Origin of the sequence: Amycolatopsis sp. CA-230715, from assembly GCF_018736145.1 — a bacterium.
GTDB lineage: Bacteria > Actinomycetota > Actinomycetes > Mycobacteriales > Pseudonocardiaceae > Amycolatopsis.
This window is the reverse complement of the sequence record NZ_CP059997.1, coordinates 4,246,949-4,268,477: the sequence shown is the minus strand read 5'-3', so window position 1 is coordinate 4,268,477 and position 21,529 is coordinate 4,246,949. Positions and strand designations below refer to the sequence as shown.

The window sequence follows — 21,529 nt, the reverse complement described above, 5'->3', positions numbered from 1 at the left end:
ACTGGTCAGCGCAGCAGGGGGATGACCTGGCCGAGCGCGTCGAGGTCCGGTTCGAGCACGGTGACGTAGGTGAACCCGAAGCGTTCGCGGTTCGCGCGCAGCTTGTCCGCGATCTCGTCGGCCGTGCCGACGTAGAAGGTCGGCAGTGCGTCGATTTCCGTCCGTGTCTTGGTGCCGCCGAACAGGTCGACGAGCTCGTCGAGCGCGCTTTCGCGGTCTTCGGTGATCCGCATGCGCTGGACGAGGGTGTTGAACTCGACCTGGCGTCCGTCGAGGGCACCGCGGACGTAGGCGACCCGTTCGTCGAGGTCTTCCGCGGTGGAGACGGTCGGGGTGCCGTCGCGGCCGATGCCCGCGCCGGCGAACCCGATGATGTCGGCGCGTTCGGCGGCGAGTTCGAGCACCCTGTTCCCGTTGCCCGCGACGAGCAGGGGGATCGGGTTCTGCGCCGGGTTCGGCTCGGTCTCGTCGGCGGCGAAGCGGGCGAGCTCGTCGATGGTGCGCTCGAGGTGGTCGACGCGTTTGCCCGGCGATTCGAACGGCAGGCCCGCCTTGTCGAACTCGGCTTTCACGTATCCGGCACCGAGGCCGATTTCGAGCCTGCCGTCGGTGCACAGGTCGGTGCCGACGATGTCCCGCGCGAGCAGGGTCGGGTTGAAGAACGGCGCGTTGATCACGAAGGTGCCGACCCGGACCCGCTCGGTGGCCTCGGCGGCGAGCACGAGCGCCGGGAACGGCGACACCATGCCGAGGTGGTCGGGCACCGCCACCACGTCGAACCCGAGTTCCTCGGCGCGGCGGCACTTGTCGACCCAGGCCTGCCGCCCGGATGACGCGGTCATGTTGACGCCGAAGCGGAATTCCCCAGTAGCCATGTCCCTCAACATACCGAGAAACGGCACCGCCGCGGCCCCGCCAGCACAACCGTCCGCGGACCGCCGATCGCACACACCTTGGTCATCCCCCACCCGATCCCGGGGGGCGGCCCCAGCCCAGTTTACCGGGGGGCGGGGGTGGATGGGGACGGGAAGGCGAGTTGTCCACAGGGAGTGTCGAGTGTGGACAACTAAGACGAATCGGGGCCCCGGTGCGAGTACCGGGGCCCCGTTCGCGTTTTCATGTCAGCCGAGGCGGTCCCTCAGCGCGGCCAGCTCGTCGTGCAGGCTCGACGGCACGCGGTCGCCGATCTTTTCGAACCATTCCTCGATGAGCGGAAGCTCCTGGCGCCACTCTTCGGCGTTGAACGCCAGCGCGGCGTCGACGTCTTCCCGCGGCTCCTTGATGCCTTCGATGTCGAGGTCGTCGGCGCTGGGCAGGAAGCCGATCGGCGTCTCGGTCGCGTTGCCGCGGCCCTCGACCCGCTCGAGGATCCACTTCAGCACGCGCGAGTTCTCGCCGAATCCCGGCCACAGGAAGCGCTTGTCCTCGCCGCGGCGGAACCAGTTGACGTAGAAGATCTTCGGCAGCTTGTCGGCGTCGGCGTTCTTGCCGAGGTCGAGCCAGTGCTTGAAGTAGTCACCGGCGTGGTAGCCGAGGAACGGCAGCATCGCCATCGGGTCGCGGCGGACGTTGCCGACCGCGCCCACCGCGGCGGCGGTGGTCTCCGACGACATGGTGGCACCCATGAAAACGCCGTGCTGCCAGTCGCGGGCCTCGTTGACCAGCGGGACCGTGGTCTTGCGGCGGCCACCGAACAGGATCGCCGAGATCGGCACGCCCTTCGGGTCGTCCCATTCCGGCGCGAGGATCGGGCACTGCGACATCGGCGTGCAGTAGCGCGAGTTCGGGTGCGCCGCCTTCTCGTCCGAGTCGGGCGTCCAGTCCTCCTTCTTCCAGGAGGTGGCGTGCGAGGGCTGGTTTTCCATGCCCTCCCACCAGATGTCGCCGTCGTCGGTGAGCGCGACGTTGGTGAACACCGTGTTGCCCTGTTCGATGGTGCGCATCGCGTTCGGGTTGGTGTGCCAGTCGGTGCCCGGCGCGACACCGAAGAAGCCGAACTCGGGGTTCACCGCGTACAGGCGGCCGTCCTCGCCGAACCGCATCCACGCGATGTCGTCGCCGAGGGTTTCCGCGCGCCAGCCCGGAATGGTCGGCTGGAGCATCGCCAGGTTGGTCTTGCCGCAGGCGCTGGGGAACGCGGCCGCGACGTAGTGGACCTTGTCCTCCGGCGAGATCAGCTTCAGGATCAGCATGTGCTCGGCGAGCCAGCCCTCGTCACGGGCGATCGCCGAACCGATGCGCAGCGAGTAGCACTTCTTCCCCAGCAACGAGTTGCCGCCGTAGCCGGAACCGTAGCTCCAAATCAGACGCTCTTCGGGGAAGTGGCTGATGTACTTGGTCGTGTTGCAGGGCCAGGGAACGTCCTTCTCACCCGGCTCGAGCGGCGCGCCGACCGAGTGCAGCGCCGGCACGAACGGGGCCTCGGTCCCATCCGGCTTGACGAACTTGTCGAGTGCGGCCTTCCCCGCGCGGGTCATCACCCGCATCGAAGCCACGACGTAGGCGAAGTCGGTGATCTCGACGCCGAGCTTCGGGTTCTCGTCACCGAGCGGGCCCATGCAGAACGGGATCACGTACATCGTGCGGCCACGCATACAGCCGCGGTACAGCTCGGTCATGGTCGCCTTCATCTCGACCGGGTCCATCCAGTGGTTGGTGGGACCCGCGTCGCCCTCCTCACGGGAGCAGATGAAGGTGCGGTCCTCGACCCGCGCGACGTCGTTCGGATCGGATGCGGCCCAGAACGAGTTGGGCTTCGACTTCAGCGGCACGAACGTGCCCGCTTCCACGAGTTCGGCGTTGATCCGTGCGGCCTCTTCGTCGGAACCGTCCACCCACACCACTCGGTCCGGGGTGGTCAGCTCAGCGACCTCCCGAACCCAGGACAGCACGCCACTGTGCGTCGTCGGCGCGTTGTCCAGACCGGGGATGGCTACTGCAGTCATCTCTTCTCCTGACTTCGACGACAAGAGCCCACACCGAACAACACTGTTCAGGTGCGGGCTCCATTGCCGGCGACCGAATGGCTTCGCACACCGGTGGAAAACCGGTGTGCTGGGTTTGGGGATTCCATGAGGGTAGCCGGGTGACTGGCAGGTAACCGAGAGCTGGCCTGTCGGTTCTCTCACAAGAACGATAAGGGAATCGATTCAGATCCGGCTGAATCGGGCCAGAGAGAAAGACTTTCCTGTTTCCGGCCATGGCGCAGGTCACCCAGAAGGCGGATCAAGCCCGAGGTCAGCGCCCTGAACGGGGCTGTGCCCGCTGTCCGGCTGGTACCGATTCGCAACACCTGCGAGCTTTGCGGCCACCTCGGCGCCCCGCTGCGGAGCGTGCCCGCGACACCAGTTGTTCAGGTACGGGCACGCGTGCCGAAACCCGTTGTCCACACCTACCGGCACCCTGTGGACAACTCGCCTTCCCGGCCCCATCCACCCCCGACCCCCGGTAAACTGGGCTGGGGACGCCCCCCGGGATCGGGTGGGGGATGACCAAGGTGGGTTTCGCTCGGGGGGGCTGTCGGGTGGCGCGAAAAAACCCGGCGCGGCGTGGGCCGCACCGGGTTCGTCCGGAATGTCAGGTCAGTTCTGGCTGATCCACTGGCCGGTCACCGAGTCGATCCGCGCGACCCCTTCGACGGGTTCCTGGCCGCCGCCCCACGCCTGGTCGCTGTCGGCCGGGACGGACTGGGCGACGCCGTTACCGGAGCCCGAGTCCTCGGTCCACTGGCCGGGGCCGGTGTGGTGGTAGGTGGTGGAGTGCCCCTGCTGGTCGACGACCACCTGGATATCGGCCTTGCCGTCACCGTCGGTGTCGGTGAACATGCGGGTGTTGCCTTGCTCGTCGGTGAGGATCGCGGTGTCGTTGGTGCCGTCGTGGTCGGTGTCCTGCGTGGCCGGGCCGACCGCGATCTCGCCGTTGGGCATGTCGGCCGTCATCTGCCCGTGCGATCCGGCATCCGAGTTGCCGCCGCCCGTGTCGTGCCCGCCGCCGGCGTCGACCCACGAACCGGAGGCCGCGTCGAACGTCGCGCGGTCGACGATGTTGCCCTGGGCGTCGGTGTGCAGGTACATGTCGGCGTGACCGTCGTGGTCGGTGTCGACGTAGCCGGTCATCGTGCCGTCGGCGTTCTCGATGCGGACGGTGTCGTCGACGCCGTCGTGGTTGGCGTCGTAGTTCACCTCGCCGGCGTACTCGTGCCCGTCGACCGAGATGGCCATCTCGCCTTCCGGCTGGCCGTCAGTGGTGTCCGCGCCGCCGCCAGTGTCGTCGACCCACACGGGGATCCCCTCTTTTCTCACCGACTGTCTGTTCTCAACAGCTCAGACTCACCGTAGGCCGGTTCGGTTCCGAGGCACAACCGGGTGCGCGCTCAGGGCAGGCCGTACATGTTCATCGACTCGTCGTGGCACCAGCGATCCTCCTTCCACTTCAGCGTGAGGATCTTCTGGTACGGCGGGCCGCCGGCGTACTCGCCGCCGGAGGTCTGCTGCGTGACCTGCATTTCGATGCTCGCGAAATCGCCGGAACCGTTGAACTTCTTGACCTCGCCGATGCGCACGTTGTCCTGGTTCATCTGGTTGAACCACTTCTGCCGGTCCTCGGTCGGGTCCGGTTTGCACTGCAACGACGCCATGGTGTCCACGTCGCGCTTGTTGAAGGCGTCGGCATAGGCCTGCCCGACCGGGACCGGATCGGTCGGATCCGACTCGGCGGTGAGCAGGATCGCCGCGGTGACACCGCCACCGACGAGCACCACGCCGCCGATCGCCAGCCCGACGATCAACCCCGTCTTCGACTTCCTCGGCCCATAACCCGGAGGCCCGTAGCCGTACGGCTGCTGCTGCGGATAGCCGTGCCCGTACGGGCCCTGCTGCGGATAGTTCACGCGCGCTCCCCAGTCCGGCCGGTCAGGTCGGCAGACCGGTGGCGCTCAGCATGCCGTCGTGGCACCACCGGTCTTCCTTCCAGACCAGCGTCAACATGTACTTGCGATCCCGCGCCGTGCCCGCGCGCTGGCTGACGTTCACCAGCACACCCGCCGACTCGTCCCGCTTCGAATGCAGCTCCACGGCGCCCGCCACGATGCCGTCTTCGTTCCACGACCGGACCCACTGGCCGACCTCGCTCTGCGACGGCGGATCGCACAGCACGGAGGCGACCAGGTTCGGGTCGCGCTTCGTCACCCCGTCGGAGAACTGCTGCGCCACCGGGAGCGGATCCGGCGGTTCGGACCCCGCGGTGAGCAGGACCGCCGCGGTGACACCGCCACCGACGAGCACCACGCCGCCGATCGCCAGCCCGACGATCAACCCCGTCTTCGACTTCCTCGGCTGCGGATACCGCGGCCCGTACCCGTAGGGCTGCTGCTGCGGTGGTGGATAGCTCATGTGTCACCCCTGATCGCGCACCGTGCGGATCTTCGCGAGGAACGCTTCGGCCCGGTCCCTGGCCTCGGAAACGTCCTTCAACCGCTTGACCACCACGGTCAGCTTCTTCGCGCGCTCCTGCGCGTCCATCTTGATCGTCTTGTCGACTTCCTTGAGCTCGCCCTCGATCGCTTCGATGCGGCGGGCGAGCGCGTCGTCGAGCGCCAGCGAGAGCTGTTGCTCCGCCTCGATCAGCTGCTCGGCGACGAGCTGGTCCAAAGTGGACCTGGCGTCCGCGATGGACTCGACGAGCCACTGCTTCATGTGCTGCTTGTCGGCGGCGTGCTTGCGGGTGCGCGCCATCCACCAGCCCGCGCCGAGCCCGATCACGATGGTCGCGGGCAGCACCACCGGGTTCAGGATCGCGACCCCGGCGAGCGGCAGCGCGGCGATCTTGCCCGCGCCGACGCCACCGGAGATGCCCATGAACACCAGCAGCTTGTCCTCCGCCGTCGGCGGCCGCTTGTCCGGCGGGCGCAGCACCACCGGCGGGCCGTCGCCCCGCGCGAACTGCGCGCGGATCACGTCCAGCTCCTCGGCCGAGAACAGCTCGGCCAATGCGACGTTGGTGACCCGGTTCAGCCGTTCCGCGAGCTGGGCGGACACCCGCTGCGACACGGTCTGCAACGCGATGTCGACCTGCTGCGGCAACTCCGCGAGCTGTTCGCGCTTCGCGGCGTCGATCTGCTGGCGGAAGTGCGCCTGCGCGTCCCGCATCTGCCGCGACGCCTCGTGCCCGATCTCGACCCGGGTGCGCTGGACCTCGCCGCGCAGCTTCAACTGCCAGCCCCTGGTCGACGACCGGCGCTCCGCGGCGAGCTGATCACGGCGCTCGCGCAGCGATTCGGCCTCCGCCTCGCCCGCCGAAAGCGCACGCCGCTCCGCTTGAAACTTCGCCGTCTGCTCGCCGAACGCGCTGGACAGCGCGCGCAGCGTGTTCGCCTCGCCGAGCATCACCGACCGGCCCACCACCAGTTCCTGCACCGCGGCTTGGAGTCCGATCACCCCGGAGCGTTCTCGCAGCATTCCCGCGGCCTGCTCGTTCGGCGCCTTCGACGCCATTTCGAACATGCGGGCCGACACCGGGTGGAAGACCGCGCCCGCGAACCGGGGCGCGTGCTCGGCGAGCAGTTCCTGATCGGCTTCGAGCACCTGGCGCCAGCCGCGGAACTGGTCGGTCTTGGTGAGCGCGAACAGCACCGTCTCGACGCGTTCGCCCATGTTGCGCAGGAACTGCAGCTCGCTGGAGGTGAACGGCGACGACGCGTCGACGACGAACAGCAGCGCGGTGGCGTTCGCGGCCGCCTCCATCGCGAGCTCGCCGTGCATCGAATCCAGCCCGCCGACCCCCGGCGTGTCCACAATGGACACCCGTTCGAGCAGGGGGACCGGGCCGGTCACTTCGACGTAGCGCGGCGGGATCTGGCCTTCGGGCAGCTCGTGCGAGGCCGACACCCAGCGCACCAGCTCGTCGAGCGGGATCGGCACCGGTGCGAGCTGGCCCGGGTAGCAGGCCTGCGCCTGCCACTGCTCGGCGTGGTCGAACGCGAGGTAGGTCGCGGTGGCGACATCGGCATCGACGGGGGACAGCCCCGGCGTCGCGAGCATCGCGTTCACCAGCGAACTCTTGCCCCGGTTGGTCTCGCCGACCACCACGACCGACGGTTTGCGGCCCCTGGCGTCGCGCTGGGCCGACACCCATTTCGCGGCCTGCGGATCGACCTCGCGGAGCGTGGACAGCAGAGCCTCACGTGCCTGCTTGACCTGTGCGGGCAGGCTGAGGCCGATCGACGGTGCGCTCACCCGGCGAGACTAGCGTTTCGTGTAGACGGTCACGATGGGCGCGCGCAGAAGGTGCTCCCGATCGGTGAACCCGACGACCTCGGTCTCCGCGACCAGCCCGTCGAGCGCGGCGTCGTCGGTGACGACCGCGCCGCCCGCTTCGTGACGCGCGGGATCGAACCGCTCACCGTCCGGTCTCACCGCGGTCACCCCCACGCCGGCGAGCCCGTGCTCGATGCGCTCGACGACACCGCCACTGCGGGCACGGTCGAGCGCGTACAGGCACAGCTGGATCAGCGACTGGCGATCGGCGAGCGCCTGCTCGAGTTCGGCAGGGGCCACGGGTACGGCTTCCACATCGGGCTCCGACGCGGCCTCGGTGCCATCGGTTCCCTCCGTCGCCGGATCGGCGGGCACCGGGATCTGACCGGTCGGCACCTCGTCCTCGACGGCATCGGTGACGGGGGCCGTCACCACCGCCTCGGCGGCGCGGCGCTCGCCGTCGCCAGGCCGGAACCACGAAGCCACGTCATCCCCCTGTCGCCGCGGCGCCACCCGCCGTGTCGCGAAGTTGCTGCCAGATGAGGAAATACGCCCTGTGCACGACGTGCGCCACCCGGCTCTGCGCCGGGGTCGCGCCGAACGACGCGAACGAGCGCCACCAGCCCGCGCGTTCGAGCGAGTACGTGACCAGCTCCTGCCTCGGCGCGCCCGGCTTGCCGAGCTGGGCCCCGATATCGGCGTTGCTGCCGACGCGGAGCACCTCTTCGGAAAGGTCCTCCGGCATGTCGACGGCGCCGGAGGCGACCAGGGTCAGCGCTTCGAGCAGGCGGAGCTGGTGCGCCTCCGGCTTGGCGAGCAGCACCTCGATCGCGTCGTGCACGCGCTGCCTGTCACCGGGATCGCCGGAGGCGTGCGCCAGCGCGGTCACCGAGGCGAGCGCGGCGGCCGCCTTGATGCCGTCCGCGCGCGCGGCGAACACCACGCTGAGCCGCGCGCGCACCGCGGCGAGACCGCACGCGTCGAGCAGGAGCCTGCGCAGCGAGCCCGCGGTGATCTCGGGTTCCGCCCTGATCGCGTCGATCGCGCGCCGGATGCCGTAGAGGTCGAGCCGTTCCAGCAGCCGGAGTCGGGTGCCCGACGGCACGTCGCACTCCCAGCTGGTGAAGATGTCCGCCGAGATCAGCATCGTTTCGAGGATGTCGTCGTCCAGTTCGGACAGCTGGCGCAGCGCCTCGGCGTCGGCGGAGGTGAACCCGCCCGATTCGGCGGATTCGGCGATCAGCCCGATCACCGGCAGCACGTCCGCGACCCTCGGCTTGAGCGTCGCGGCCTGCTTTTCGGCCAGCAGGGTCGCGGCCTTCCACACGTCGCCGCCGGAGTCCACGACGGACTCGGGCGCGATCGTGTCCGCCTTGTTCAGCACCGCGATCGCGTTGACCGGGCCCGCTTCCCTGCTCGCGGTGGCCGCGGTGAACGCGGCGAGCGCCTGCTGGTCGTCGGCGCGGACGCCCTGCGTGACGACGTAGAGCACGGCCTCCGCGCCCGCGACGGCGCTGCGGGACGTGTCGTCCAGTTCGCTGTCGGCGTCTTCGTCTTCGTCCTCGTCCTCTTCGCCGGACTTGCGGTGCTTGGCGGCGCCGAGCAGTTCCTCGGTGCGGGAGACCGACGCCGCGTCGAGCGAGCCGAGGCCGGGGGTGTCGATCACGGTCATGCCCTGCAGCACGGCGTTGGTGAGGTACGCCTCGACGTGCGACACCTCGGCGATGTCGACGCCGAGCTCGGCCGGGATCATGCCGTCCGGGGCGAACGGCAGCACCTGCTTGCGGCCGTCGGTGAACACGATCTCGATCCGGTCGACCGTGCCGTACTGGAACCGGGTCACCAGCCGGGTGCACTCGCCGACGTCGGTCGGCGCCACCCTGCGCCCGATCAGCGCGTTGACCAGTGTGGACTTGCCCGACTTGATCCGGCCGGCGACCGCGACCTGCAGCGGGGCGCCGAGGCGGCGCATGACCTCGCCGAACCCGGCCGCGGTGCGCGCGGACACCTGCGGCTGGAGGCGACGGCACAGGTTCGCCACCGACATCGACAGCGGCCCGGCGAGATGTCCCTGTTCCGCGGTCACGCGTCCGTGCCTCCCTCGAGCGCCGTGCGTTCTCCCCGCCTGAATCGTGCCATGCCGCTCGTCCTGGAGTCGCACATGCCGCGCTACTCCAGGACGACGCGTACCGGGCGCGGACGAACTAACGTCGCTGGGGTGCGGCGGCTGAGTCTGTGGATGCGAGCGCACCCGATGGCGGGTGACAGCCTGGTCGCCGCGGTCATCGGGCTGATCGACGTCGCCTTGTTCGTCCTCTCGCTCAGGGAGGCGGACCCGCTCGGCCCCGCGGGGGCGGTCGTGCCCGTCGACATCGCGATGGTCGCGCCGATCGTGTTCCGGCGTAAGTACCCGCTCACGGTGGCTTACCTCATCGCCGCGGTCGCGATCGCGCACAGCGTGCTCAACCTGGGCATCGGCTCGCTCTGCGGCCCGGCGATCGCGCTGTACACGGTGCTGGTCTACGTCGGCAGGCGGCAGGCGGCCTACTACTTCGGCGTGCTCGTCGTGGTCAACGCCGCGCAGCTGCCGTTCACCAACCGCGACGACGTCGGCCCGACCGTCGTCGTGCTGCTGCTCAGCCTGGCGCTGTGCTGGGTGCTCGGCGAGTTCGTCGGCGCCAGGCGCGCCTACCACAACGAGGTCGAAGCGCGGCTGCACCTGCTGGAGACCGAACGGGACCAGGCGGCCAGGATCGCGGTGGCCGAGGAGCGCAGCCGGATCGCGCGCGAACTGCACGACGTGGTCGCGCACGCGGTGAGCGTGATGGTGGTGCAGGCCGACGGCGCGTCCTACGCGATCGAGACGAACCCGGCGCTGGCGGAACGCGCGGTGCAGACGATCTCGAAGACCGGCAGGGGCGCGCTCGCCGAGCTGCGCAGGCTGCTGGACGTGCTGCGCAGCGAAACCTCGGCCGGTGAGCCGCGGGTGCCCCAACCGGGGGTGGACGCGCTGGCGGAGCTCGCCGAGCGCGTGCGGTCCGCGGGGGTGCCGGTGCGCGTGGACCTGCCGCCGAGCCTCGGCGACCTGCCGACGGGCGTGTCGCTCGGGATCTACCGGATCGTGCAGGAATCGCTGACGAACACGCTCAAGCACGCCGGGCGGGGCGCGACGGCGGAGGTGCGGGTGCGGCGCGAAGGGGGCCGGGTGCTCGTCGAGGTGGACGACGACGGGGCGGGGAGGACGTCGAGTTCGCTGGTGCCCTCGCGCGGGGCGCTGCCGGGCGGCAACGGCCTGATCGGCATGCGGGAGCGCGCGCACGTGTTCGGCGGCGATCTCGAAGTGGGCCCCGGCGACACGGGCGGGTGGCGCGTGCGCGCGAGCATCCCGGTGGAGGTGGCACAGTGACGCGGGGTTCCCTGATTCCGGCGGAGGTTGGCTTGATCTCGGTGGTGGTGGTCGACGACCAGGAGCTGATGCGCGGCGGGCTGCGCATGGTGCTCGGCGCGCAGGCCGACATCGAGGTGGTCGGCGAGGCGGGTGACGGCGCGGAGGCGATCCGGCTGGCCGCCGACCTGCGGCCGGACGTGGTGCTGATGGACGTGCGCATGCCGGTGCTGGACGGGGTGGAGGCGACGAAGCAGATCGTCGACGCCGGGTCCGCGCGCGTGCTGGTGATGACGACGTTCGACCTCGACGAGTACGTGTACGCGGCGCTGCAGAACGGGGCGAGCGGGTTCCTGTTGAAGGACACCCCGCCCGATCACCTGGTGTCGGCGCTGCGGGCGGTCGCCAGCGGCGAGGCGGTCGTGTCGCCGTCGGTGACGCGAAGGCTCCTCGACCGGTTCATCGGCGCCGGCAACCAGCCGCTGCGGGACGCCGCCGTGCTCGACGCGCTGACCGACCGCGAGCGCGAAGTGCTGGTGCTGATCGCGAAGGGCCTGTCGAACATCGAGATCGCGGGAATGCTGTTCCTGTCCGAGGCGACGGTGAAGACGCACGTCGGCCGCATCCTGTCCAAACTGGACCTGCGAGACCGGGTGCAGGCCGTGGTGCTCGCCTACGAAACCGGCCTCGCGAGGCCAGGCGCCGGTTAGCGGAACTTCGCGGTGTCTGCCGTCTCCGGGTCCAATCCCGCGTTGCGGACTTCGGCCATCCAGCGGCCGAAGTCGGGCTTCGAGCCGTCGACGTCGGTGAAGCCGTATTCGTGCATGAGCGTCCACGACGCGAGCGTTTTGCCCGCGAAACGCGACACCTTCTCGTCCGCGGCGAGTGCGGCCACGCCGCGGCCAAGGTAGGTCGGGGTCTCCGAGATCGCGAAGTCGACCGGAGCGCTCGTGCCGACGGCGTCGCGCCAGGTTTCCTCCGTGACGCCGAAGTGTTCGAGCATCATCTCGGAGCGGAGGAACCCCGGGGTGACGGCGAGGCCGGTGCAGTTCTCCTCGACCAGCTCGGCGCCGAGCGCCCTGCCGATCGCGCGCACGCCGCATTTCGCCAAGTAGTAAGGGATTCCGGCACCGACGTAGTCGTCGTTGTCGCCGTCGGTCACTTCGAGCACGAGACCGCCCTCCCGCTTCACGACGAGCGGGAGCAGGCGGTGCAGCGCGATGAGGTGGGTGTCCAGCGCGTTGTGCACCAACAGCAGCGCACTGTCCAAATCCGACTTCCAGTACCTGGAGTCGAAATCGACGAGCGGATCGCCGCCCCACACGTCGTCGACGAGGACGTCGATCTGGCCTGCCTCGGCTTCGATCTTCGCGCGCAGAGCGTCCACATCGGACACCGAGGTGAAGTCGCACCGGACCGCGATGCCCGTGCCGCCCGCCGCGTCCACCAGGTCCGCGGTGTCTTCGATGGTTTCGGCGCGGTTCATCGGCGACGCCGCCGTCCGCGTGGTGCGGCCGGTGACGTACACGGTCGCGCCCGCGCGCCCCAGTTCCACCGCGATCGCCCTGCCGCAGCCCCTGGTCGCCCCGGTGACGACCGCGATCTTTCCCGCCAGCGTCATCTCCCACTCCTTTCGCGGCGCCAGCCATCCAGCACCGCGTCGATGTCTTCGGTCAGCCGATCGGTCAGCGCGCCCGACGGCCGGATGGACCAGTCGAACGAGATCCCGTTGACCACCGCGACCAGCACCCGCGCCGCGCGTTCCGGCGACGGCGCGCCGGGCAGCTCGGCCGTGCGCAGTTGCCGCAGCAGCTCGCCCTCGACCGCGGAGAAGTGCTCGCCGAGCAGTTCCCGCAGCTCCGGCTCCCCGATGTCGACGCCGAGCTGGCCGAGGTGGTTCGCGGCCTCTTCCGCGTCGCCGAGCCACGAGAACACGCACACCGCGGCCGCGCGCAGCCCCGTCACCGGATCCGCCGCCCGCTCCGCTTTGTCCCGCATCATCGCGACCACGCGTTCGGTGGTGCCGCGGCTCAACGCCTTCAGCAGGCCCAGCTTCGACCCGAACCGGTTCGACACGGTGCCAACCGCGACCCCGGCCTCCGCGGCCACCTGCGCGAGCGTGAACCCCGGACCGATCCGGCCGGTGACCGCGACCGCGGCGTCGAGCAACCGCTGATCGGTGATCGCCCTCGGTCTCGCCACACCAGTTATTGAACCATCGTTCATTAATGACCGCAAGCGCAACCCCGGAGGGACGATTCAGGGTGGGCTCAGGGTCATCACCGATCGCGCCGCGCGGCCGGGCCCGGGAAGCTACTACTCAAGTCGGGTGAGAAGTTCGGCCCTCGGTATGACGCGGAGTGGCGGCCCGGCTGGCCAAGATGGGTACTGCCACCAGCGGGGGTTGGCGGCACCACCAGCACGAACGCACCAAACCGGGAAAACGGGCAGGGAATTCCCCGCCACGGTGCGTCAGCACGGCACCGAGCGACCACGGGCAGCACAGCGTCCACGGCAGTACAGCCAGGAGGAGTCATGATCGAGGCGACCGGCCTCACCAAGCGCTACGGCAAGACGCTGGCGGTGAACAACCTTTCGTTCTCCGTCGAGTCCGGCCGGGTGACCGGCTTCCTCGGGCCGAACGGGGCGGGGAAGTCCACCACCATGCGGATGGTGCTCGGCCTCGACAACCCCAGCGCGGGCCGGGTGACGATCGGCGGCAAGCCGTACCACGAGCTGAAGGACCCGCTGCGCACCGTCGGCGCGCTCCTCGACGCGAAGTGGGTGCACCCCAACCGGTCCGCGCGAGCACACCTCGCCTGGATGGCGCGGTCCAACCGGCTGCCGTCGAGCCGCGTCGACGAGGTGCTCGAAACCGTCGGGCTGACCAGCGTCGCGGGCAAGCGCGCGGGCGGTTTCTCGCTCGGCATGTCGCAGCGGCTCGGGATCGCGGCCGCGCTGCTCGGCGACCCGGAGGTGCTGCTGTTCGACGAGCCGGTCAACGGGCTCGACCCGGAGGGCATCCTCTGGATCAGGAAGTTCATGCACCGCCTCGCCGACGAGGGGCGCACGGTGTTCGTGTCGAGCCACCTGCTCTCCGAGATGGCGCTCACCGCGAGCCAGCTCGTCGTGATCGGCAAGGGCCAGCTCATCTCGCAAAGCTCCACAAAGGACTTCGTGGCGCGTGCGTCGGAGAACACCGTCAAGGTGCGGAGCCCGCAGCTGGCCCAGCTGCGCGGCGCGCTGGAGCAGGCGAGCGCCCACCTCACGCCAGGCGAGGACGACGCCATCATCGTGTCCGGAATGGACAGTGAGAAGATCGGCGAGCTAGCCGCCGCCAACGGCATCGTGCTGCACGAGCTGGCGCCGCAGACCGGTTCGCTCGAACAGGCCTTCATGCAGATCACCGGCGATTCCGTGGAGTACCACACCGGCCTCGAAAACGAGGCGCAGCACGTGCTCGAGACCGCCGCCAACTAGCCACTTTTCGAGGATTCGGGACGAAACCCATGACTCTGCTCGCAACCGAACGCATCAAGCTGTTCACGACCCGGTCGCCGTGGTGGTGCGCGCTGCTGACCCTCGCGGTGACCGTCGGCTTCGCCGCGCTGATCACCGGCGCCTCGGACGGCCCCAACTCGGTGGCCACCACGCAGTTCGGCTACCAGTTCGGACTGCCGGTGATCATGGTGCTCGCCGCGCTGTCGGTGACCACCGAATACCGCTTCGGCACCATGCGGACCACCTTCCAGGCCATCCCCAACCGCACCGCCGCGCTGCTCGCCAAGACCACCGTGGTCGCGGTGCTCGCGCTGGTGATCGGCGAGCTCTCGGCGTTCGGCTCGTGGGGCATCGCGAACGTGCTGAAGCCGTCCGCCGACCTCGCGCTGAACAGCTCCGCCGACTGGATCAACGTGACCGGGGTCGGGCTGGTCTACGCCCTCGCCGCCGTCATCGCGATCGCGGTCGGGCTGCTGATCCGGCACAGCGCCGGTGCCATCGCGCTGCTGATGATCTACGGGCTCGCGGTGGAGAACCTGGTCCGCCTCATCCCGAACGTCGGCGACGACATCTACAAGTGGCTTCCGTTCAACGTGGCCAACAAGTTCCTCACCGGGAGCGGCGCGACGCGGGGCGGCGCGATGGAAGGTCCGCCGCTGTCGACCTCGACGCTCGGCACCTGGTGGGCGCTGGCCTACTTCGCCGCCTTCGCCCTCGTGATGCTCGCGATCGCGATCACCGTCACCAACAAGCGCGACGCGTAACCGAACCAGACCAACCACAGGGAAAACCGGTCGACGGCCGAGTCGGGGGACGCGGCGGCAACCGGAGCAAGGGGAGAGGAAGGGCCCGGGTCGCCGAGTCGGGGGGCGACCCGGGTCCTTCGTCATGCCCTGACCGGTTCCGACGGGAAGTTTTCGCCTGTGAGTAACAAACAGCGAGATCAACACGACATAACGGGACGCCCACTACCGCACGGCGACGGGTTAAGACCACGTTAAGACGCTGTGGCGTCCCTCACGAGGAGCGGACAGACCGTCGTTGACCAGGTGCTATGGATAGCAACCCGGCAAGCAGCTCCGACGGAGGTGACCCTTGACGGTGGACACCGGTCAAGGTGCAGACGGTCCCGGCCCCGCGACCATTCCCGCCGCCCGCGGCTCCGCGCCGCGCCTCGAACCACTGGCGGGCCTGGAGTGGTCCCAGGCCATCGAACTGCCGAGGATCGCGGCCTCGGCGACCAAGCCCGCCGAGATCCGGCGCGCGTGGGTGCACCGCGCACCCGAAGATCACGTGATGGCGCTGTTCCGCGCGGTCAGCGGCGGCTCCGACCCGGTGCCCTCGCCGTGGTGGCTGCGCGCGCTCGCGGCAGGCGGCCTCGGCTCCCGCGAAGACGGCTTCCGCGTCGAAGACCGGATCGGCCAGCTACTGGGCAGGCGGCCCGGCTGGGAGTACGTGCCGTGGGCGGCCGACGGCGAATCCGGGTACTGGGAGTTCATGCCGTCCGAACGCGGCGCCGCTGGCCACGCCATCCCGACCACGGTGCTCAACACCGACCGGCACGCCGGCTGGATCGACGTGCTGCCCGCGCACAGCGGCACCACCCCCGCGCCGATCGCCGTCGCCGGGCTGGCCGGACTCCGCGCGCGGCTCGGGGAGTTCGAAGCGGTGCGTTAACCTGCTACGTCCGAACATGGCGCGAGCAGGAGTGGAGCACCTTGCAGAGCGAGCGGCAGCCGCGCATGCGCAGCGTGGTCAGTTACGTGCAACGCGGCGGCCGGATGACCGTCGGGCAGCAGCGCGCGTGGGACGAGCACTGGCCAGCGCTGGGCAAGAAGGTCGCCGAACTGCCCGAGGGGCCGATCGACTTCGCCGCCTGGTTCGGCCGCGAAGCGCCGGTGCTGCTGGAAATCGGCTCCGGGATGGGCGAAACCACGTCGCGGCTCGCCGCCGACGCGCCGGAGCTGAACTACGTCGCGGTCGAGGTCTACGAACCGGGGCTCGGGCAGCTGATGCTGCGGGCCGAAAAGCTCGGGGTGACGAACCTCCGCATGCTCAACGGGGACGCGGTCGTCCTGCTCACCAATCACATCGCGCCCGGTTCGCTCGACGGCGCGCGGATCTTCTTCCCCGATCCGTGGCCGAAGAAGAAGCACCACAAGCGGCGGCTCGTGCAGCCCGCGTTCATCGCGCTGCTCGCGTCGCGGCTGACGCCGGGCGCCACGCTGCACCTGGCTACGGACTGGGCCGAGTACGCGGACCAGATGCTCGAGGTGTGCACCGCGGAACCCACCCTCGAAAACCGGTACGAGACCTGGGCGCCGCGGCCCGAATGGCGCCCGGTGACGAAGTTCGAAAACCGCGCCGAGGTGGAAGGCCGCGTCAGCAGGGACCTGATCTTCGAGCGAGTGTGAAAGAAAAACCGGGGTCGTCCTTCCCCCGACGAAAGGACGACCCCGGTTTCTTTTCTTGTTCGGAACGCGCCCCCGCGTTCCTCACTCGTCGGCGAGCGGCTCCGCCTGCACCCGTTTCAAGGCGGGCGTGCACACCGACGCCGCCAGCACGGCGACCCCGATCCCGAGCACGATCGGCGCCGCCAGCCAGGGGCTGAGCACGATCGACCGGTCGTCGACCATGCTGAACAGCCCGAGCCCGACCAGCACGCCGACCACCCCCGCGCCGACGGTGGCGACCATCGCGGGCAGCGCGGCCTCCATCCGCAGCGCCCGTGACAGCACCTTGACCGGTGTCCCCGCCGCCATCAGCGCCCCGAACGTGCGGCGGCGGTCCATCACCGACCCGGCCGTGGCGACCGCCGCGCTCGCCCCCGCGAGCAGCCCGGCCGCGATCAGCCCGATCACGGTCACCCGGCGCAGATCGCCGAGCTGGTTCTGCTGGCCGTCGAGCTTGAGTTCCCTGCTCTGCACCTGGGCGCCCGCGGCCGCGCCGCTCAGCGCGGTCCGCACCACCTCGCGGTTCTCCGGCGTGGTGGGCACCGCGACCGTCACGCGCTCCGGCTGGAACCCGGCCGGCACCGCGCTCGGGTCCACCACGGCCGATCCGGTCAGGTTCTTGTCCTGGTTCGGCAGCACCGCGGCGTGGGTCCCCGCGGTCAGCGGCAGCCCCTTTTCGTTGCTGGCGTTCGCGATCCGCAGCGCGCCCGCGTCGACGGAGTATCCACTGTAGACAGTGGGGCCGCGGTCGCAGGCGCCGAGCTTGAACCGCGTGAGCGACTGCGCGTCCGTGCAGGAGAGCACGAGCGCGGACTCCGCTCCGCCGTTCGGGGTGTTGAGCGTGACGCTGGGAACCCCGACCGCACGCGCCCCCTGGCCGTAGCGGGCGAGCCCGGTGTTCGCCTGTTCCGCGATCTGCGCCGCGTGCTCGGCGTCGGTTTCGACGTAGAGCACGGAATCCTGGAACGAGCGGCCGCCGCCCGCGAGGGATTCGAGGCTCGGCATGAGCGTCAGCGCCATCGACCCGGCGAACACCGCCAGCACCACCCCCGCGGAGGCCCGGTACGCGCCCTTCGGGTCGTCACGGAGGCGTCGCCCGGCGAGCAGGCCCGCGGGCCGCCGCCACGAGCGGACGAACGTGCCGCCCACCGCCGCGGTCACCCACGGCCCGATCACCGCGGCCGAGCCGACCACCAACGCGAGCCCGAACAGCACCATCATCGGCCCCGAACTCGGACCGGCCTTGGAGATCGCGAAGGCGAAGAACGCGCCAGCCACCGGCAGCGCCAGCAGCCGCCACCAGTGCGGTTTCTTCGGCGTGTGCGAGGAAACCGCCCCGAGCGGCGTCCGCAGCACGCGGCGAAGGCCGAGCACCCCGGCCAGCACCACGAGCGCCGGGATCGCCACCACGATCACCGCGGTCAGCACCGGCGGCAGGGTGAAGTCGGTCGCCTGCCAGGTACCCCCGTCCCACGGCACGAACGTGGCGAGCCCGTGCAGCGCCGGGCTGACCGCGAGCCCGGCCAGCGCCCCGGCCGCCGAACTCAGCGCGGTTTCCGCGGCGACCATCCCGGCCACCTGGCCGGGGGTGCCGCCCGCGAGCCGGAGCGCGGCGAGCCGTCGTTCGCGGCGGGCGGCGGTCAGCCTCGCCGACGAGGCGACCAGCACCAGGCTCGGCACCAGCAGCACGACCACGCCGACACCGGCGAGCAGTTGCAGCAGGGCGTCCGGCTGGGCGTGCCGGTCGCTGAAGCCCGGTACCGGGTTCGCGTTGGCGGACATCTGTTCCGGGGTGTGCCCGACGAGCGCGACGAGCTGTTCCGGGAACATCAGCGCATCGTCGCCGAGCGCGTCGACCGGTTTGCCGAACCGGTCGCCGAGCTGCGACGGGGGCAGCGCCTGGAGCTTCTTGCCCAGTTCCGGGGAGACGATCACCTCGCCGGGGCCGGGCAGCCGCGGCACCCCCGGCGGCAGCTTGACGGACCCGGGGTCGCCGAGCGCGGCGACGTCGACGCGGACGATCTTCTGCCCGTTCGAATAGTCCGAGCTCTGGTCCATCAGCATCGACGGCTGCGCCGAGCTGGTGGGGGCGACCTGCTGCCATTCCGCGCGCTGCGCCCTGACCTGGGTGGCGAACGGCAGGGCCACCAGCAGCAGCACGAGCCCGGTCGCGATGGCGACACCGGCCGCGGTGAGGATCGCCGAGGTGCGAGTGCGCCGGTCCACCCGCAGCACCCGCCACGCGATCTTGAACGCGGTCATGCCGCGGTCACCGCCTGGGCGATGCGGCCGTCGCGGATCGCCACCGTCCTCGGCATGGACTCGGCGAGTTCGCGGTCGTGGGTCACCACGATCACCGCGGCGCCGCTGTCGTTCGCGGCGACGAGCAGCGCGTCCATGGTGTCCTTGCCGGTCCTGGTGTCGAGCGCGCCGGTGGGCTCGTCGGCGAAGATCACCTTCGGCCGGTGGGTGAGCGCGCGGGCGATCGCGACGCGCTGCGCCTCGCCGCCGGACAGCTCGCCCGGCCGCCTGCCTTCCTTGCCGCGCAGGCCGAGCCTGGCGAGCCACTCGCGCGACGCGGAAAGGGCGTCCTTGCGCCCTCCGCCCCCGAGCAGCAGCGGCAGCGCCACGTTCTCCTCCGCGGTCAGCTCGGCGACGAGCATCCCGGACTGGAAGACGAACCCGAACTCGGTGCGGCGCAGTTCGCTGCGCTTCTTCTCGCCGAGCTGGTCGATGCGCTGCCCGCCGAGGTGGATCTCCCCGGCGTCGGCGCGCAGGATCCCGGCGAGCACGTGCAGCAGGGACGTCTTCCCGGAACCGGACGGGCCCACGATCGCGATGGCGTCACCGGCGGCCACGTCGATGTCGATACCGGCGAGCGCGTGCTGGGTGTCGTACCGCTTCACCAGTCCGCGCCCGGAAAGCACCGGGTGCATCGGGCCGGGAGTCCGGAATGGACCTTGTGGGTGCACGGGACTTCTCCTCGCTGAAGGCTTCTTGCTGAACGGGGACCAGCGTCGCGGATCCCGGCGGGTGTCCACTTCGGGCAGACGGCCAGGCTCGCCCGCCCGCTCATCGGCCGATCGGCCGAGGGGGAACGGGCCGTGCGGCCAAGGTGCGGGGCGGGCGGGCTCCTCTACCGTTGTGGGGTGTCGGACGCGCCAGGACCCCTGCAGCAGAAAGCGATCGCCTTCTTCCGGTGGCTCGGGCTGCCCGGGATCGCCCTGCTCGGTGCGGCACTGTGCGATCTGCTGATCATCGTGCCCGCGGCGCTGGACGACGCCGGGCCGCGGGGCGACGACCTCGTGGTGCTGCCGGGGGTCGTCGGGATGGTCGCGTGCGCGCTGTGGGCGAAGCGGCGTCCCGCGGTCGCGGCGGTGGTGGGCGCGGCGGTGCTGGTGTTCTCCAGCGCGCTCATCCGGCTTTCTCCGTACTTGCCCTATTCGACGCTGCTGCGGAACGTGACGCTGAGCGAAACCGTGGCGGGGTTCGAACTCGTCATGCTGGCCGTGCGGCGGCTGCGGCCCGGTGTCGCGTTCGCGACGACGTCGACGCTGGTGATCGGGTGCCTGATCGCGGTCATCGGGCGCCGGCCGACCTCGCTGACCGCGTCGGCCATCAGCACCTCGCTGGTGGCGGGTCTCGCCGTGCTGGTGGTCGCCATCGCGGTGGGGCTGCAGACGAGGGAAGGCAAGCACGCGCCCGCGAAGGCGGGCCTCACCAGGGAACTGCTGCGCGAGCACTGGCCGATCGCGGGTGCGCTGAGCCTCGTCGGGTTCCTCGACGTGTCCTGGACGATGACCTCCGGCAACGAGCGCGCCGTGCCGCTGCTGCTGTTCTCCCTCGCGGCCGCGGCGATGGCCATCTACTCGCACCGGCAGCCGGTGCGCGCGGGGATCGGCCTCGCCGCCGTGCTGCTCATGAGTGCGATCGCCGCGCCGCTGCTGGGCGTCAAAGGCCCGCTGGTCATCGGCGGCGGCATGCCGGTGACCCAGGTGTTCGCGGGTTTGATCCTGGTGGTCAACCTGATCCGCTTCGAACCCCGGCGCTCCGCGTGGACGCTCATCGGGGTACTCAGCGTGGTGGTCGCGCTCGCCGCGGGGATCAACGGCTCGGTGTCCGGCCGCACCGGCGCCCGGCACATGTTCGACCTGAGCACGATGCGCACCCTGTTCGTGATCGCCCTGCTGCTGCTCGGTATCGCGGTCGCGCTCGGGCTCTACCTGCGCTCGCGCGATTCGGAGCGCAAGCAGGTCGTGAAGGCGGCGGTGACCGACGCGCAGACCTCCGAGCGGATGGCGCTCGCGCGCGAACTGCACGACGTGGTGGCCCACCACGTCACCGGGATCGTGGTGCAGGCGCAGGCCGCGAAAATGATGGGGGAGAAGGATCCCCAGGTCGCGGTCGAGGCGATGGACCGCATCGAACACGCGGGCACCGAGGCGCTGGTCGCGATGCGGCGGCTGGTGCGCAGCATGCGCGGCGACGCCGCGACGGGCAGCGGCACCAGCGAGGTCACCGAGCAGGCCACCACGGATCTCGCCGCGGACCTGCGCAAGCTCGTCGGCGAGGCGAACCACGGCGTGCCCACCGAACTCGACCTGGACCTCCCTGGCACGGTGCCGCAGGAGGTGGCGCGGTCGGCGCTGCGGCTCGTGCAGGAATCGCTGACGAACATCGGCAAGCACGCCGCGGACGCGACGGAGGCCGTGGTGCTGGCGCACGTCAGCGGCGGCGAACTCCACCTGTGGATCCGCGACGACGGGCGCGCGCGGACGCCGGGCGAGGACCGGCGACCGGCCGGTGGCAGCGGCGGATACGGTCTCATCGGCATGCGCGAACGGGTCGAACTGCTGCACGGCAGGCTCGACGCCGGACCGGCACCGAACGGCGGCTGGCGCGTGGAGGCGTGGTTGCCGCTGGAAGGAGACGAATGA

The 21,529-nt window shown here is 70.3% G+C and carries 19 protein-coding genes; 7 read left to right on the top strand and 12 right to left on the bottom strand.

Features of this window, described 5'->3' with window-relative positions:
• Positions 1-5: 5 nt before the first annotated feature.
• The 8 genes from HUW46_RS20245 to HUW46_RS20210 all read right to left on the bottom strand — a co-directional run bounded on the left by HUW46_RS20245 (position 6) and on the right by HUW46_RS20210 (position 9,300).
• Positions 6-875 carry a TIGR03621 family F420-dependent LLM class oxidoreductase gene (locus HUW46_RS20245; protein WP_215548756.1) on the bottom strand — a complete coding sequence of 290 codons (870 nt, stop codon included), beginning with the start codon at positions 873-875 and terminating at the stop codon, positions 6-8.
• A gap of 246 nt (positions 876-1,121) precedes the next feature.
• Entirely contained in the window at positions 1,122-2,945 is a 1,824-nt protein-coding gene (locus HUW46_RS20240) for a phosphoenolpyruvate carboxykinase (GTP) (protein WP_215548755.1), read from the bottom strand.
• Positions 2,946-3,581: 636 nt separating this feature from the next.
• Entirely contained in the window at positions 3,582-4,280 is a 699-nt protein-coding gene (locus HUW46_RS20235; RefSeq protein WP_215548754.1) for a DUF6802 family protein, read from the bottom strand.
• A 92-nt stretch (positions 4,281-4,372) separates the two neighbouring features.
• Positions 4,373-4,888 carry a hypothetical protein gene (locus HUW46_RS48880; protein WP_215550548.1) on the bottom strand — a complete coding sequence of 172 codons (516 nt, stop codon included), beginning with the start codon at positions 4,886-4,888 and terminating at the stop codon, positions 4,373-4,375.
• Between the two features lie 22 nt (positions 4,889-4,910).
• Positions 4,911-5,390, bottom strand: coding sequence for a hypothetical protein (locus tag HUW46_RS20225; protein WP_215548753.1), 480 nt, complete (start codon positions 5,388-5,390; stop codon positions 4,911-4,913).
• A gap of 3 nt (positions 5,391-5,393) precedes the next feature.
• The gene (locus HUW46_RS20220; protein WP_215548752.1) at positions 5,394-7,232 is read right to left on the bottom strand and encodes a dynamin family protein; all 1,839 of its coding nucleotides are present in this window, start codon (positions 7,230-7,232) and stop codon (positions 5,394-5,396) included.
• Between the two features lie 9 nt (positions 7,233-7,241).
• Complete coding sequence (locus HUW46_RS20215) at positions 7,242-7,688, bottom strand: nucleotide exchange factor GrpE (protein WP_215549992.1); 447 nt, start codon at positions 7,686-7,688, stop codon at positions 7,242-7,244.
• A gap of 52 nt (positions 7,689-7,740) precedes the next feature.
• A complete protein-coding gene (locus HUW46_RS20210) occupies positions 7,741-9,300 on the bottom strand; it encodes a dynamin family protein (protein WP_215549991.1) in 1,560 nt (519 codons plus the stop codon).
• Between the two features lie 192 nt (positions 9,301-9,492).
• On the opposite strand from HUW46_RS20210, the gene HUW46_RS20205 reads away from it, so the two are divergent.
• Positions 9,493-10,659, top strand: coding sequence for a sensor histidine kinase (locus HUW46_RS20205; RefSeq protein WP_442860985.1), 1,167 nt, complete (start codon positions 9,493-9,495; stop codon positions 10,657-10,659).
• Positions 10,660-10,691: 32 nt separating this feature from the next.
• Positions 10,692-11,348 carry a response regulator gene (locus HUW46_RS20200; RefSeq protein ID WP_215548751.1) on the top strand — a complete coding sequence of 219 codons (657 nt, stop codon included), beginning with the start codon at positions 10,692-10,694 and terminating at the stop codon, positions 11,346-11,348.
• Here the strand turns inward: HUW46_RS20200 and HUW46_RS20195 are convergent.
• Together HUW46_RS20195 and HUW46_RS20190 are read right to left on the bottom strand one after the other, a co-directional pair.
• On the bottom strand, positions 11,345-12,253 hold the full coding sequence (locus HUW46_RS20195) for an SDR family oxidoreductase (RefSeq protein WP_442860984.1): 909 nt from the start codon (positions 12,251-12,253) through the stop codon (positions 11,345-11,347). The genes HUW46_RS20200 and HUW46_RS20195 overlap by 4 nt on opposite strands.
• A 2-nt stretch (positions 12,254-12,255) precedes the next feature.
• On the bottom strand, positions 12,256-12,840 hold the full coding sequence (locus HUW46_RS20190; protein ID WP_215548749.1) for a TetR/AcrR family transcriptional regulator: 585 nt from the start codon (positions 12,838-12,840) through the stop codon (positions 12,256-12,258).
• A gap of 333 nt (positions 12,841-13,173) precedes the next feature.
• On the opposite strand from HUW46_RS20190, the gene HUW46_RS20185 reads away from it, so the two are divergent.
• The 4 genes from HUW46_RS20185 (at position 13,174) to trmB (ending at position 16,553) form a co-directional block, all read left to right on the top strand.
• On the top strand, positions 13,174-14,118 hold the full coding sequence (locus HUW46_RS20185; RefSeq protein ID WP_215548748.1) for an ABC transporter ATP-binding protein: 945 nt from the start codon (positions 13,174-13,176) through the stop codon (positions 14,116-14,118).
• Positions 14,119-14,147: 29 nt separating this feature from the next.
• On the top strand, positions 14,148-14,903 hold the full coding sequence (locus HUW46_RS20180) for an ABC transporter permease (RefSeq protein WP_215548747.1): 756 nt from the start codon (positions 14,148-14,150) through the stop codon (positions 14,901-14,903).
• A gap of 337 nt (positions 14,904-15,240) precedes the next feature.
• Complete coding sequence (locus tag HUW46_RS20175) at positions 15,241-15,816, top strand: hypothetical protein (protein ID WP_442860947.1); 576 nt, start codon at positions 15,241-15,243, stop codon at positions 15,814-15,816.
• Between the two features lie 65 nt (positions 15,817-15,881).
• Positions 15,882-16,553: a tRNA (guanosine(46)-N7)-methyltransferase TrmB gene (gene trmB, locus HUW46_RS20170; protein WP_215549988.1), complete on the top strand. Its 672-nt coding sequence runs from the start codon at positions 15,882-15,884 to the stop codon at positions 16,551-16,553.
• A gap of 81 nt (positions 16,554-16,634) precedes the next feature.
• Here trmB and HUW46_RS20165 read toward each other — a convergent pair whose 3' ends face one another.
• Positions 16,635-18,854 (bottom strand): FtsX-like permease family protein, encoded by a 2,220-nt coding sequence (locus tag HUW46_RS20165; RefSeq protein WP_215548746.1) that lies wholly within the window; start codon positions 18,852-18,854, stop codon positions 16,635-16,637.
• Complete coding sequence (locus HUW46_RS20160; RefSeq protein WP_215549987.1) at positions 18,851-19,528, bottom strand: ABC transporter ATP-binding protein; 678 nt, start codon at positions 19,526-19,528, stop codon at positions 18,851-18,853. The genes HUW46_RS20165 and HUW46_RS20160 overlap by 4 nt, the downstream gene beginning before the upstream one ends.
• 213 nt (positions 19,529-19,741) lie before the next feature.
• On the opposite strand from HUW46_RS20160, the gene HUW46_RS20155 reads away from it, so the two are divergent.
• Positions 19,742-21,529 (top strand): sensor histidine kinase, encoded by a 1,788-nt coding sequence (locus HUW46_RS20155; protein WP_254126359.1) that lies wholly within the window; start codon positions 19,742-19,744, stop codon positions 21,527-21,529.